14 protein-coding genes are annotated in these 13,364 nt (G+C 52.6%); 10 read left to right on the plus strand and 4 right to left on the minus strand.

Annotation, left to right across the window (positions count from 1 at the left end; translation table 11 throughout):
* Positions 1–97: 97 nt before the first annotated feature.
* A complete protein-coding gene (gene rpsA, locus HUW52_RS10115; RefSeq protein ID WP_007908431.1) occupies positions 98–1,780 on the plus strand; it encodes a 30S ribosomal protein S1 in 1,683 nt (560 codons plus the stop codon).
* Positions 1,781–1,888: 108 nt separating this feature from the next.
* Here the strand turns inward: rpsA and HUW52_RS10120 are convergent, their stop codons facing one another.
* The 4 genes from HUW52_RS10120 to HUW52_RS10135 are packed head-to-tail and all read right to left on the minus strand — an operon-like array spanning position 1,889 to position 5,938.
* Positions 1,889–3,466 carry an FAD-dependent oxidoreductase gene (locus HUW52_RS10120; protein ID WP_175553537.1) on the minus strand — a complete coding sequence of 526 codons (1,578 nt, stop codon included), beginning with the start codon at positions 3,464–3,466 and terminating at the stop codon, positions 1,889–1,891.
* Entirely contained in the window at positions 3,456–4,736 is a 1,281-nt protein-coding gene (locus HUW52_RS10125; protein ID WP_016986953.1) for an NAD(P)-dependent oxidoreductase, read from the minus strand. Before HUW52_RS10125 ends, HUW52_RS10120 begins: the two co-directional genes overlap by 11 nt.
* 3 nt (positions 4,737–4,739) lie before the next feature.
* Positions 4,740–5,147 (minus strand): GtrA family protein, encoded by a 408-nt coding sequence (locus HUW52_RS10130; RefSeq protein WP_175553538.1) that lies wholly within the window; start codon positions 5,145–5,147, stop codon positions 4,740–4,742.
* Positions 5,144–5,938, minus strand: a complete 795-nt coding sequence (locus tag HUW52_RS10135; protein WP_016986951.1) for a class I SAM-dependent methyltransferase — start codon at positions 5,936–5,938, stop codon at positions 5,144–5,146. Before HUW52_RS10135 ends, HUW52_RS10130 begins: the two co-directional genes overlap by 4 nt.
* Positions 5,939–6,331: 393 nt before the next feature.
* Here HUW52_RS10135 and HUW52_RS30290 point away from each other — a divergent pair, with 393 nt between their 5' ends.
* From HUW52_RS30290 to HUW52_RS10175, 9 genes are all read left to right on the plus strand, one after another.
* Positions 6,332–6,610: a hypothetical protein gene (locus HUW52_RS30290; RefSeq protein ID WP_016986950.1), complete on the plus strand. Its 279-nt coding sequence runs from the start codon at positions 6,332–6,334 to the stop codon at positions 6,608–6,610.
* 149 nt (positions 6,611–6,759) lie between these two features.
* Positions 6,760–7,056 (plus strand): integration host factor subunit beta, encoded by a 297-nt coding sequence (ihfB, locus tag HUW52_RS10140; RefSeq protein WP_003189779.1) that lies wholly within the window; start codon positions 6,760–6,762, stop codon positions 7,054–7,056.
* 27 nt (positions 7,057–7,083) lie between these two features.
* Positions 7,084–7,323 carry a lipopolysaccharide assembly protein LapA domain-containing protein gene (locus HUW52_RS10145; protein WP_016986949.1) on the plus strand — a complete coding sequence of 80 codons (240 nt, stop codon included), beginning with the start codon at positions 7,084–7,086 and terminating at the stop codon, positions 7,321–7,323.
* A gap of 209 nt (positions 7,324–7,532) precedes the next feature.
* A complete protein-coding gene (gene rfbB / locus HUW52_RS10150; RefSeq protein ID WP_016986948.1) occupies positions 7,533–8,609 on the plus strand; it encodes a dTDP-glucose 4,6-dehydratase in 1,077 nt (358 codons plus the stop codon).
* Complete coding sequence (rfbD, locus tag HUW52_RS10155; RefSeq protein WP_175553539.1) at positions 8,606–9,499, plus strand: dTDP-4-dehydrorhamnose reductase; 894 nt, start codon at positions 8,606–8,608, stop codon at positions 9,497–9,499. Before rfbB ends, rfbD begins: the two co-directional genes overlap by 4 nt.
* On the plus strand, positions 9,496–10,386 hold the full coding sequence (gene rfbA / locus HUW52_RS10160; protein WP_175553540.1) for a glucose-1-phosphate thymidylyltransferase RfbA: 891 nt from the start codon (positions 9,496–9,498) through the stop codon (positions 10,384–10,386). Before rfbD ends, rfbA begins: the two co-directional genes overlap by 4 nt.
* Before the next feature lie 52 nt (positions 10,387–10,438).
* Positions 10,439–11,362 (plus strand): glycosyltransferase, encoded by a 924-nt coding sequence (locus HUW52_RS10165; protein WP_016986945.1) that lies wholly within the window; start codon positions 10,439–10,441, stop codon positions 11,360–11,362.
* Complete coding sequence (locus HUW52_RS10170) at positions 11,317–12,321, plus strand: SDR family oxidoreductase (protein ID WP_306150193.1); 1,005 nt, start codon at positions 11,317–11,319, stop codon at positions 12,319–12,321. Before HUW52_RS10165 ends, HUW52_RS10170 begins: the two co-directional genes overlap by 46 nt.
* Positions 12,318–13,328: a glycosyltransferase family 4 protein gene (locus HUW52_RS10175; RefSeq protein WP_016986944.1), complete on the plus strand. Its 1,011-nt coding sequence runs from the start codon at positions 12,318–12,320 to the stop codon at positions 13,326–13,328. Before HUW52_RS10170 ends, HUW52_RS10175 begins: the two co-directional genes overlap by 4 nt.
* The last annotated feature ends 36 nt before the right edge of the window (positions 13,329–13,364 follow it).

Below are 13,364 nucleotides of genomic sequence, written 5' to 3' on the forward strand. Positions count from 1 at the left end.
GTCATAGTCCTGCGGCGCTTCTTCTATATGAAACTAACCCACACCGTCTGGGGTGTGGAGATGGGCGTATCCTTCGCCCTCATTTACAGGAATTAAAATGAGCGAAAGCTTTGCGGAACTCTTTGAAGAAAGCCTAAAAACCCTGAACCTTCAGGCAGGCTCCATCATCACCGGTGTTATCGTTGATATCGATTACCAGGCTCGCTGGGTAACCGTTCACGCTGGCCTGAAGTCTGAAGCACTCATCCCGCTTGAGCAGTTCTACAACGACGCTGGCGATCTGACTATCAATGTCGGTGACGAAGTTCACGTTGCTCTGGACTCGGTTGAAGACGGTTTCGGTGAAACCAAGCTGTCCCGTGAAAAAGCCAAGCGCGCTGAATGCTGGATCGTTCTGGAAGCAGCCTTCGCAGCTGAGGAAGTGGTCAAGGGCGTTATCAACGGTAAGGTTAAAGGCGGCTTCACTGTCGACGTTAACGGCATCCGTGCGTTCCTGCCAGGTTCCCTGGTTGACGTCCGTCCAGTGCGCGACACCACGCACCTGGAAGGCAAAGAGCTGGAATTCAAGGTCATCAAGCTGGACCAGAAGCGCAACAACGTTGTCGTTTCCCGTCGCAGCGTCCTGGAAGCCGAGAACTCCGCCGAGCGTGAAGCTCTGCTGGAATCCCTGCAGGAAGGCCAGCAAGTCAAAGGTATCGTCAAAAACCTCACCGATTACGGCGCATTCGTCGATCTGGGTGGCGTGGACGGCCTGCTGCACATCACCGACATGGCCTGGAAGCGCATCAAGCATCCTTCCGAGATCGTCAACGTTGGTGACGAAATCGACGTTAAGGTTCTGAAATACGATCGCGAACGCAACCGTGTTTCCCTGGGCCTGAAGCAACTGGGCGAAGATCCATGGGTTGCTATCAAAGCCCGTTACCCAGAAAGCACTCGCGTTACCGCTCGTGTAACCAACCTGACCGACTACGGCTGCTTCGCTGAGCTGGAAGAAGGCGTTGAAGGTCTGGTACACGTTTCGGAAATGGACTGGACCAACAAGAACATCCACCCTTCGAAAGTCGTACAAGTCGGCGACGAAGTGGAAGTTATGGTTCTGGACATCGACGAAGAGCGTCGTCGTATCTCCCTGGGCATCAAGCAGTGCAAATCTAACCCATGGGAAGATTTCTCTGGCCAGTTCAACAAGGGCGATAAAATCTCCGGCACCATCAAGTCGATCACCGATTTCGGTATCTTCATTGGTCTGGACGGCGGCATCGACGGTCTGGTTCACCTGTCCGACATCTCCTGGAACGAAGTTGGCGAAGAAGCTGTTCGTCGTTTCAAGAAGGGCGACGAGCTGGACACCGTTATCCTGTCGGTTGACCCAGAGCGCGAGCGTATCTCCCTGGGTATCAAGCAACTGGAAAGCGATCCGTTCTCCGAGTACGTTCAAGAGAACGACAAAGGCGCAATCGTTAAAGGCACTGTGAAAGAAGTTGACGCCAAAGGCGCCATCATCGTTCTGGCCGACGATATCGAAGCGACTCTGAAAGCCTCCGAAATCAGCCGTGACCGCGTTGAAGACGCGCGCAACGTTCTGAAAGAAGGCCAGGAAGTAGAAGCCAAGATCATCAGCGTTGACCGCAAGAGCCGCGTGATCCAGCTCTCCATCAAGTCGAAAGACGATGCTGAAGAGAAAGAAGCTATCCAAAGCCTGAAGGCTGAGGAAGCTCCTGCTGGCGACACCACCATGGCGGCACTGCTGCGCCAGGCAATGGCCAAACAGAACTAAGTTCTGCTTGATCATGAAAAAGGGCGACTTCGGTCGCCCTTTTTTGTGCCTGTGATTTGACTCGGTTTAGTGGGGTGAATGAATGTGGCCCTTGTAGTTTTCCGCAGGTCAGGCGGTGCTTTTGGTCAGTAGTGCTCGAGCGATGCGGTCAGCGTTTGCCATGATGGTAAGGGTGTGGGACTTCTCTGTTAATTGAGGGAGGCATGCGCCATCAACAATGTGCAGGTTTTCATGTCCTGCCAATTCGCCAACAAGGTTTGTGTTGCCTTCACCTGGGGTTGCCCGCATGGGGAAAGTTGAGGCGTAGTGAATGTCTGCACCCGGTTTGCCCACTGTAAAGCTCATGGGCATCAGGATCGCCCCAAGTTTCCAATAAGCTTTACGCAGTAGGGCCTGTGTTCTTTTCATCAGTGCCGGTGTGTCCGGATGTTCTACGCCTTTGATTGACAGGCGTCCGTCATCGGTCAGGGTGGCACTGTGGTTGGACAGGTGTCCGGGCAAAAAGACATTTCCTACCAGGCATGAGCTCAACAGGTTGCTCATGAGCTCGATGCTATATCTTTTGCTCAAGGGGGCCCGGCTGACGAATTCGGACATGGGCAGGCCGGTGGTGCTGAACGTGGAGCCAAACGCCGTCAGTTCAGGACCTAGCTCAAGGGCAAATGACAACTGTCCCAAGCCTACTGTCGACGCTCTCTGTGCTCCCAGTTGTTGCGGCAGCCAAAGCAGGAAGGCCGCGGTGGGAGAAGATTGAAGTGCGACAGGAGCGGTGTGCCCTAGATATTGGAGTGTCAGCTTTGTCGTCGCCAGGGTGCCGGCGGCGAGTAACAGTCGTTTGGCCGAAAACGTTGTTCGGCCTTGCTTGTCGGAGATCGTCCAAACGTCGTTGTGCTTGCTGATGGCGTCAACCAGAAAGCCGGTCTCATGGAAAAATCCGGGGTAGGCTTTCAGTTTCGGAATTTCCTGCTCTGCCGAGTAAAGTGAGTGATTGTCACATCCCCACAAACAGTTGCCTGAGAGATCGCAGGCTTTGCGGTCATCAAGGTTCTGACTCAATACGGCGATGCGTGAGCGCCCCATGCGAAACCCGCTTGCGGGTGCGGATTGTCGTTGACGGGTGTATTTGCCCAGCAGTTGGTGATGAAGGTTGTCCATCGGGATCGAGGGTTGCGCCCACTGATCTACGCCGAAATAGCCGGACAGGTCATCCGCGCCATTTCCGCTGATGCCCATGCGTTTTGCAACGATCTCGTAGGATTCTTCAATCCCGGACTGCGCCAGGTTCAGTCCTGCGAAATCATTTGTATTGAATCGTGCTACGCCACAGCCCCACGCATTTGAAAGGCCTCCGGTTGCCAGCGAGCCAATCGAGATGAAGTTCTCTGTCTTCAAGCCGTTGGCTTCATTGAAGCGGTCGAAGGTTTTTTTGTGCGTGGGGGTTTTCAGCTTTGGAGAAACCGCATCCATATTGTTGAGAGCGTGGAAGCTCTCGCCGACCATCCATTTCCATTGCAGTGGATCGGTTGCCCGGTTATGGAGGTAGTTGCCGGCCGGGGGGGGGGGATTGTGGGATGGGGTGCTGGCATCAACCATTAGCACGCGCAGTCCGGCCTGGACCAATGGATAGGCCGCCGAGGTTCCTGCCGGGCCGCTGCCCACAATGATCACATCAAAATCAGTCGTCACGCTGGATCTTCCTTTTAACGAGGCGTGGAAGCACCGGACTGGCAACGATGGACAGTACGCGCCAGCAGATGTCCTTCAGCACGGCCATGCCCAGCGCAATAAAGGCTCTGGCAAATCCTGCGGGCCGCTTGAGCCCGAGAAAGGTGCTGGCACCTTGGGGGCTGGCTTCCGCCAACGCCGTTGCCATGTGCAGTCGCCTGGAAATGGCTTGTCCGTACACTGTGTTTCGCACAGCGCCGGTGTCCAGAAGAGCCACGGCGCAGGGAAGTTTTGAGAGCGTTTTGGAGTCAAGCAGCGCCTGCCCGTCATCAAGGATCTCGATGGCTCTCGCGTAGCGACGAAGCAAGTCTTTGTGTGGTTGGCATTTGAGCAGGTAGCTCAAAAAGGTATTGGCTTCGATAAGCAGGCGCCGACGCCGGCCGCTCCCGGATTTGTGCATTCCATCGGCAAGCGGTCGCAGCGTTATTCCTAGTCGGATCAGTGAGGCTTGCGATTGCATCGGCTTGAGGCTTAGTAGCGAGAGCAGGCGATCAAGTCCCAGCCTGGCGGTCAGGTTTTTTCCGAGGATCGCGGTGCCGAGGTTAATCAGGGGGACGGGAAGCGGCACAGGTAAGCGGAGCTTGTGCAGCTTGTCGGTCGCGATGGATTCCAGGAAGGCGCCAAAGGAGATGGGCTGGATCATCCCCAGCGAAAGGGTTTCCCCTCTAATGTCGTTATTGTCGGCTGCCGTGAGTATCGCTGCGGCCAGGTCGTCAACGTGTATGGGCTGGATCAACGGTGCCGGTAGCAGGGCAGGAATGGCCGGCACGCGACGCACCAATGACGACAGAACCCCAAAAAGTCCGCGCTCCTGGCCGCCATACACCTGTCCTGGTCTGATCACCACGCCACCGGCGGCAAGGATGTCCTGTTCAATGCGCCACTTGGTCTGCCCGTACGAAGTCGGTGCGTCAGGCGAAGCGGTCTGGCTGGAGATGAAGATGATCTTCGTGCCGGTGAGTGATGACTGTTGAATTAGCGCTCTGGCAGCGATTATTTCGGTTTCGGAGGACGTGTTCTTGTTGTGGCTGGTATCGGCGGCAAGGTGGACCAGTGCCTTGCAATCTTGCGGTATTTCGAGCGTGGGTGAGCCCAAGTCGAATGGCAGCCATTTGTACTTCGTCAGAGTAGGTTTGCGGCTGGCGCAATAGACGTCATGTCCATCTCTGGCTGCCAAGCTGGTCAGTCGTTCACCAATATATCCCGTGGCGCCGGTAATCAGCAGTTTCATTGTTTATAAGCCTTTCGAGTCTACGGACTTCTCATTCTGTGGGGTTTTTTTGTGGAAGATCGCGACTTTGCTGATCCAGTAAGTCATTGCCGTGCAGGCAGCGTCCGACAAAAACTTTGCCAGGGCGGGCGGCGCAACAAGTGCCAGAGTCAGGGTGAAAAGTCCTGACGAAACCGGAATGTTTATCGCGAGCAGCGAAAAGTAGCGAATCGCCTGGGTCCGGCGGCTGGTCTCAGTAGACTGAAATGTAAAGTGACGGTGCAGGAAAAACGCGAATATCCCTGAAAACAATTTGCTGAAAATGTTGGCAAGAATGTGTTGGCCGTCGAGCAGGTGGGCGAACAAAAGGAACGAGCTCATGTCCAGGGCGTAAGCGAATAGCTGTACGCCCATATACTTTGCAAATGTCAAGCTGGTTTTTTCCTTATTACTATAATGTGATGCAGGCCCAATAACGTATTCAGCGGCTGCAAGATCTTTTCGAGCAGTTTGATGAGGGGCGTGCAGAAATTCGGAAGTAACTGACGGAAATTCAGGCCTCCGGAAATCAGGTATCGGAGGTAATTATTGCATACCTCTTGGTGGACTATTTCCAAGCTTGGGTGCTTGCGGTCGAACTCCTCTTTGTCACGAATGAAGACGAGAAAACTGAGGGCTTGGTTTGCTCCATTCATTGGGCCGGTCGCGGGCGTGTTCCACGACCCATAAGCCTTGTCGAACCCTTCGGACTTGAACATCCGCTTATAGAGAGTGCTAGCCAGCGGCCCGTAATAAGGTTCGATCAGGATCAAACCGCCTCCGGGTTTGAGGGTTCGCTTGACCTCATTGAAAAAGAGATCAGGTTCCGGGAAGTGGTGAAAGCAATTCTGCCCATAGAAGACGGCGACGCCTGCATCGTCCAGCTCCATATTCTGTGCGTCTACGACCTGGTCCAGATAAGGGGCGGCAACGATGTCTGTTGCCAGTACCTGCCGATAGGTGTCGCGCATCGGGGCAACACCGGCTCCGAGTTCTACTTCCAATCCTTTGGCTGGAATATGGCGAGCGGCCAGTTCATGAAATGAGTGATGAAACTCAACGAAGACTTCCTTGAGCATCTGCTTTGTTTCCAGAACCTTACTGTGAAGCTCGATGCGCTCGATGCCGTCAACGTCGAATTTTTTCAGTGAGGGTTCAGAAAGAAACGCTATAAATCCTTTCATTGCTTACTCCACATCAATCGATTTTATTGTTAGTTGATTTCCAGGGATTTTGGCAGTGCGTTCGTTTTTGCAGGGTCTGATGCCAAGGGCTTTCTAGCCAAGCTGACGCTTCAGATCCGGTTCTCAATGTAGGGTCGGGCGGCTGACACGTTTAAATCGAAGGAGTATATCCGATCGCTCACTTCTGTCAGGGGCGTTTTGGTGACCGCCGGGCCGGAGGGTTTCGAGGTGCCGGCAGATACGCTTTCATGGGTGGGGGCTTGTTTTCTGCTCTCTTGGGATGAAACGAATGTGCTCGTGAGCGGGTCTGTTTTCGTGGCTGTAAGGTAAATCGAGGCTATTCTTTGGTTTGGGGTCGAAAAGCCGGGCGTTGTTTCTGGCATAAGGATGTGAATGAAAAGGTTCGTATTGCCACTGATAGTGTTGGTATTGGCCGGTTGTTCCACGAGCGCCAAAACTCATGCTGTGCGGGGCGTCAGTGGTATCGAAGTCGATTGCTCGGGAATAGGGGGGGGTTGGGATAAATGCCACAGGCGAGCGGCAAAAGAGTGCAAGGGTGCAGGCTATAAAGTGATAGTGAGATCCGACGATGCAAAAGACGTCGATGACTTCCCTTTCGGCTTTAATCCTGCTGGCTACTTGACTCGTACGATGCTGGTCATCTGTCGATGATCTTCCGTATTGACTGATTTTGCCAGCCACGGCAAGAGTGACGTGCGTGTGGGTTCGATATATGTCAATCCCTAGGCTGTTCAAAACCCTTTGCGCGTGCTAAAACCTCTGAAGCGATGATCTAGCTGCTTGAAAAAGAAGGGAAAAATATGACGAAGTCGGAGTTGATCGAACGAATTGTCACCCATCAAGGGCTGCTCTCATCCAAAGATGTGGAGTTGGCCATCAAGACCATGCTTGAGCAAATGTCTCAATGCCTTGCCACCGGGGATCGTATAGAGATCCGTGGTTTTGGCAGCTTCTCTTTGCACTATCGTGCGCCACGCGTCGGTCGCAATCCTAAAACCGGACAATCTGTCAGTCTCGACGGAAAATTTGTTCCGCATTTCAAGCCCGGTAAAGAGCTGCGCGATCGGGTGAACGAGGAAGAGGAGGAAGGCGTTTGACAGTCGCTACCGTTCAGGAATTTGCTCATGCGTAATCTCAAGCGCATGCTTCTTGGTGTTTTTGTTCTTTTATTGGTATTGGCGATCCTGGCATTCGTTCTGGAAAACCAGCAGGCGATCTCTCTGGCGTTTCTCGGCTGGACAGGCCCGCAGCTTCCAGTGTCGGTGGTGGTAGTCGTGGCGTTGTTGATCGGAATGGTTGCAGGCCCAGTATTGAGCTGGTTCCTGAATCGTCCGTCCAGGATTGCGCGCAAGCGCCTCGACTGAGAGCCTCCTTTGATATCGCGTCGCTACCCGTCTATATCCATTAGTAAAATGTACATTAAGCTGTAAAATACAGCCCCTGTTCGATAGTGGTGTACTCCTCAATCGCTTCGGCTTGTTTTTACAGAAGCCTCAAGTCTGACGGCTTTTGCATTCATGGATCAGATGGCGCACGTTGAGGCGCTGTCCGCAGCTCAAGGGTATGGTTTCGCGTGAAAATTCTAGTTACCGGCGGTGCCGGGTTTATCGGCTCGGCAGTCATTCGCCATATCATCTCCAGTACCACCGACTCTGTCGTTAACGTCGATAAGCTGACCTACGCCGGCAACCTTGAGTCTTTGGCTGAAGTCAGTCAGAGCGAGCGGTATGCGTTCGAACGCGTTGATATCTGTGATCGAGACCAGATTGATCGTGTTCTGCGTGAGCATCAACCGGATGCCATCATGCATCTGGCCGCAGAATCTCACGTCGATCGCTCTATCTCTGGTCCGTCCGAATTCATTCAGACCAACATCATTGGCACCTACGTATTGTTGGAGGCCGCACGTCATTATTGGGCGGCAATGGATGATATGCGTAAGGGCAGCTTTCGTTTCCATCACATTTCAACTGATGAAGTGTACGGTGACCTCGAAGGTCCGGAAGATCTCTTTACTGAAAGCACGCCTTACCAACCGAGTTCGCCATACTCGGCCAGCAAAGCCAGTTCCGACCACTTGGTTCGCGCTTGGGCGCGCACTTACGGCCTGCCAACATTGGTCACCAACTGCTCAAATAACTACGGTCCGTGTCACTTCCCGGAGAAGTTGATTCCGCTGATTATTCTTAATGCCCTCGAAGGCAAGCCGCTGCCGGTGTACGGAAAAGGTAATCAGGTTCGCGATTGGCTTTATGTCGAGGATCATGCCCGGGCATTGTACAAAGTCGTCACCGAAGGCGTTGTCGGCGAGACTTACAACATCGGTGGTCATAACGAAAAGCAGAATATTGAAGTGGTCAACGCATTGTGTGCACTGCTTGATGAGTTGTGCCCTGCCTCTGCTCATCGTCCACATGCAAGCCTGATCACCTATGTCGCCGATCGTCCTGGCCATGATCAGCGTTATGCCATTGATGCGAGCAAAATCCAGCGAGAGTTGGGCTGGTCGCCTGAAGAAACCTTTGAAACCGGCATTCGCAAAACCGTTGAATGGTATTTGAACAACTCTGAATGGGTGGCGCACGTGAAGAGCGGCAGCTACCAACAGTGGATCGATCAGAACTACGCAGAACGTTCAAAAAAAGCATGAAAATCCTTCTTTTGGGAAAAAATGGTCAGGTGGGCTGGGAGTTGCAGCGTTCCCTGGCCCCTCTTGGCGAGTTGATTGCTCTTGATCGCAACCCGGTAGATGGTTTGGTTGGCGATCTGTCCGATCCCGAACTGTTGCGCAAGACGATCCGTCAGATCGCTCCCGATATCATCGTGAATGCAGCTGCTTATACTGCGGTCGATAAGGCAGAGTCCGAAGTAGAGTTGGCCGATCGCGTTAATGGTCAAGCGACTCAGGTCATGGCTGAAGAGGCTGCATTCCTGGGCGCCTGGTTAATCCATTACTCGACTGACTATGTGTTCAGCGGCGAGGGCGACAAGGCTTGGCAGGAGACGGACACTGTTTCCCCAGTCAATCACTATGGCGCCAGCAAGCTAGCCGGCGAACAGGCAATCACTGCCTCGGGCTGCCAGCATCTTATTTTCCGTACCAGTTGGGTTTATGGTGCGCGCGGCAACAATTTTGCCAAGACAATGCTGCGACTGGCCAAGGAACGCGAAATCCTCAATGTCATCGACGACCAGGTTGGTGCCCCGACGGGTGCAGATTTGATCGCTGACGTGACAGCTTTGGCAATCCGGCAGGTCCTGATAAATCCTGAGTTGGCTGGCCTGTATCATCTGGCGGCCGGCGGTGCAGTGTCCTGGTATGACTATGCCGCTCATGTGATCGATTTCGCCAAAGCCAATGGTGAGATTTTAGCGATTAGCACGCTCAAGCCAATCCCGACTACCGCTTATCCAACACCAGCGGCCCGTCCGCTGAATTCACGGTTGGATACTTTCAAACTGCGGGACAATTTTTCTCTACACTTGCCGGATTGGCAAAGTGGCGTAACTCGAATGCTTAGGGAAGTTTTAAACAAATGACCACGACAAATCGTAAAGGCATCATCCTGGCTGGTGGCTCGGGTACACGCCTGCACCCGCTGACACTGGGTGTTTCCAAGCAAATGTTGCCTATCTACGACAAGCCGATGATCTTTTATCCGCTCTCCGTGCTGATGCTGGCCGGGATGCGTGAAATTCTCATCATTTCCACCCCTGAAGATCTGCCTTGTTTTAAGAAGCTTCTGGGAGATGGCAGTCTGTACGGCATCAATCTCTCTTATGCCGAGCAACCTAGCCCGGACGGATTGGCCCAGGCTTTTATCATTGGGGAGGAGTTCATCGGCAAGGATCCATGCTGCCTTATCCTTGGTGACAACATTTTCTATGGTCAGCACTTCTCAGAAAATCTGCGTTCTGCCAGCGCGCAAACGCGGGGTGCGACGGTCTTTGGGTATCACGTTTCTGACCCGGAGCGATTTGGCGTAGTTGAGTTTGATAGTACCGGCAAGGCGCTGAGCATTCAGGAAAAACCTGCCAAGCCCAAGTCAAACTATGCCGTTACCGGTTTGTATTTCTACGACAACCAAGTTGTGGAGATTGCGAAAAATATCAAACCATCCGAACGTGGTGAGCTTGAAATTACTGACGTCAATCAGGCCTATCTTGATAACCAGAGTCTGAACGTCGAGATGTTGGGCAGGGGCTTCGCTTGGTTGGATACCGGGACTCATGACTCGCTGTTGGAAGCCAGTCACTTTGTTCATACCATCGAGCAGCGTCAGGGGCTGAAAGTGGCTTGCCTGGAAGAGATTGCCTACCATAATGGCTGGATCTCTGCAGAACAGCTTGCTGCGCAAGCCGAAGCCTTGAAGAAAACTGGCTACGGTCAGTACTTGCAAAAACTACTGAGTTCGCCTTCTCACTGATTCGAAAGCCACTTTCGGACAGCAGTGTCTAACCAGTGCAAGCAGGAATAGCATGCCAGTATTTCGTCAAAAGGTCGCGGTCCTGCTCGCGGCCTATAATGGTATGCAATGGATCGAGCAGCAGTTGCTGTCGATCCAGGCCCAGGTTGGGGTCGATCTCGTTATATACATTAGCGTCGATCCATCGACCGATGGTACCGAGGCGTGGTGCGAGGCTTACGCAGATCAGCATTCCAATGTTGTTCTGCTTCCTCCTGCTGGTGCTTTTGGTGGCGCGTCTCGAAACTTCTTCAGGTTGATGCGGGATGTCGAATTTCACGATTTCGATGCCGTAGCTTTTGCTGATCAGGATGATATTTGGGATACGGATAAGCTGCAGCGAGCCTCGCTGGTAATTCAAGCGCGTGGCTTCGATGCTTATTCTAGTAACGTAATCGCCTTCTGGCCCGACAGGAGTGACTGCCTGCTCGATAAGGCGCAGCCTCAGGTCGCTTGGGATTTTCTCTTCGAAGCGGCGGGCCCTGGCTGTACTTATGTGATGGGTAAGCAGTTGGCCGAATCGCTCAAGAGTTCGATCCTGAGTAACTGGCAGCAATTGCAAGATGTCAGTCTTCATGACTGGTTCTGCTATGCGTATGCTCGAAGCCATGGTTATCGTTGGTATATAGATCCCGTATCGTCGATGAGATATCGACAGCATGAGAGTAATCAGGTCGGGGCGAATACCGGATTGAGCTCTCTCGTCTCTCGCTATAAAACCATCCACAATGGCTGGTGGTTCAATCAGGTGCAGTTAATTGCGCATTTGGTCGGGCTAGATAAAGACCCGTTTGTCAGATCATGGCGAGAGTTTCGTCGTATCCAGCTCATCAAACTTTCATTTTATGCTTGGCGCTGTCGCCGTCGCGTCAGGGACAAGGTGCTTTTCTTTTGTATCTGCTGGATGAAAGCAGTAGCTGGAAACAAAGAAAAATGACGATGCTAAAAGTACTGGTGACCGGTGCAAGTGGGTTTGTCGGTAGCGCGCTGCTGTCCAGGCTTGAAATTGATCAGGGCTACATACCGATTGCCGCTGTGCGAGACGTACAGGGATTTCAAGGCGTATGCCAGGTTCGGGCATTCGACCTGTGTGCTCCGAACTCATTACCCTCCATGCAAGACGTCGATGTAGTCGTTCATTCCGCCGCTCGGGTGCATGTAATGAACGAGACTGCTGCAGACGCGTTATATGAGTTTCGAAAGGCTAATCTGGAAGGGACTCTCAGATTGGCTCGACGCGCTTGCGAGGAGGGCGTCAAACGTTTTGTTTTCATAAGCACGATCAAAGTAAATGGCGAAAGGACTCAGTCAAATAGCCCTTTCAAGGCAAGCGACACCCCCGGTCCTGTCGATCCTTACAGCATTTCCAAGTACGAAGCTGAATTGGCGCTTCGTGAAATCTGCGATGCTTCTGAAATGGAGTTGGTAATTATCAGGCCGCCATTGGTCTATGGGCCGGGTGTGAAAGCAAACTTCCTGAGTATGTTGAAGTGGCTTGATAAGGGCGTGCCATTACCATTTGGTGCTCTGCATAACCAGCGTAGTTTGGTTGCGGTTGGAAATTTGGTCGATCTCATTTTTGTTTGTATGTCCCATCCGGCTGCGCGAAATCAAGTATTTTTGGCGAGTGATGGTGCTGATCTTTCAACCACTGAGCTCCTGTGCGAATTAGCGAACGCGATGAACAAGAAAGCAAATTTGCTACCGGTGCCCGTATTTCTGTTAAAGGTAATCGGTCGGTTGTTTCGAAAGGAAGATGTTGTTCAGCGCATATGTGACTCATTGCAAGTTGATATCAGGAAGAATGAAGAACTGCTCGGTTGGACACCTTCAGTAGACAGAGTGACAGCCTTTCGAGAAACCATCACTCACTACAAGGAAAGTAAAATTCGATGATAGCCGGATTGTTATTGCTGATCGTATTTGCAATTTCTTGGGGCGGTACCTACGTCCTGCGCCGCTACGCGTTATCGAAAAGTTTGATGGATGTGCCAAATGAGCGCAGTTCACATACAGTGCCTACTCCTAGGGGGGGTGGTGTAGCCATAGTCATTGCGTTTCTCCTTTCCCTGCCGGTTTTGAATGGCTTGGGTCTGATTGCCAATGACGTGGTGTATGGCCTCCTGGGTGCCGGGGCGCTGGTTGCGCTGGTCGGGTTTGTGGATGATCACGGGCATGTTCCTGCTCGATGGCGTCTGCTTGGGCATTTCCTGTCGGCCAGCTGGGCGCTTTTCTGGTTGAATGGCCTGCCACCCATCAGGATTCTGGGGGTAGATGTCGATCTGGCATGGGGTGGTAATATCCTTGCCGTTATCTACCTGGTCTGGGTACTCAATCTCTATAACTTCATGGATGGGATCGACGGTATTGCCAGTGTGCAGGCAATTTTTGTATGTCTGGGGATGTGCATTAATTACTGGATTAGCGGAAACGCAAATCTACTGACTGTGCCCTTGGTTTTATCTGCCGCAGTGGCTGGATTTCTATATTGGAATTTTCCCCCAGCAAGAATATTCATGGGTGATGCCGGGAGTGGATTTCTCGGCATGATGCTGGGTGTTCTTGCAATTCAGGCTGCCCAGGCATCTCCCGAGTTGATGTGGTGCTGGATCATCCTGACAAGCGTCTTCTTTATTGATGCAACATGGACGCTGTTCAGGCGGTTGGTCAGTGGAGAAAAAGTCTATCAAGCGCATTGTTCTCACGCTTATCAGCACGCAGCCAAAGCTGCAGGATCGCACTTCAAGGTTACCATGGGTGTATTACTCATAAATGTCCTGTGGCTGCTACCTATTTCCGTTTTCGTAATGAAGGGGTTCCTGGACGGATTCTGGGGAGTGCTTGTTGCTTGGGTGCCACTCTGCACCCTCGCTATTCGATTTCGTGCAGGGAAGAGCGAGTGACCGTTTCGGTGGTTTCACACAAGTATGCTTCTTGAA

The organism is Pseudomonas sp. 43A, assembly GCF_013363935.1.
GTDB classification, from domain to species: domain Bacteria; phylum Pseudomonadota; class Gammaproteobacteria; order Pseudomonadales; family Pseudomonadaceae; genus Aquipseudomonas; species Aquipseudomonas crudilactis.

What these genes read in the sequence shown, in the direction of transcription:
- ihfB (WP_003189779.1), top strand. Translation starts at nt 6,760, where the DNA reads ATGACGAAGTCGGAGTTGATCGAACGAATTGTCACCCATCAAGGGCTG.
- rfbD (WP_175553539.1), top strand. Translation starts at nt 8,606, where the DNA reads ATGAAAATCCTTCTTTTGGGAAAAAATGGTCAGGTGGGCTGGGAGTTG.
- HUW52_RS30290 (WP_016986950.1), top strand. Translation starts at nt 6,332, where the DNA reads ATGAAAAGGTTCGTATTGCCACTGATAGTGTTGGTATTGGCCGGTTGT.
- HUW52_RS10175 (WP_016986944.1), top strand. Translation starts at nt 12,318, where the DNA reads ATGATAGCCGGATTGTTATTGCTGATCGTATTTGCAATTTCTTGGGGC.
- HUW52_RS10145 (WP_016986949.1), top strand. Translation starts at nt 7,084, where the DNA reads ATGCGTAATCTCAAGCGCATGCTTCTTGGTGTTTTTGTTCTTTTATTG.
- rpsA (WP_007908431.1), top strand. Translation starts at nt 98, where the DNA reads ATGAGCGAAAGCTTTGCGGAACTCTTTGAAGAAAGCCTAAAAACCCTG.
- HUW52_RS10135 (WP_016986951.1), bottom strand. Translation starts at nt 5,938, where the DNA reads ATGAAAGGATTTATAGCGTTTCTTTCTGAACCCTCACTGAAAAAATTC.
- HUW52_RS10125 (WP_016986953.1), bottom strand. Translation starts at nt 4,736, where the DNA reads ATGAAACTGCTGATTACCGGCGCCACGGGATATATTGGTGAACGACTG.
- rfbA (WP_175553540.1), top strand. Translation starts at nt 9,496, where the DNA reads ATGACCACGACAAATCGTAAAGGCATCATCCTGGCTGGTGGCTCGGGT.
- HUW52_RS10165 (WP_016986945.1), top strand. Translation starts at nt 10,439, where the DNA reads ATGCCAGTATTTCGTCAAAAGGTCGCGGTCCTGCTCGCGGCCTATAAT.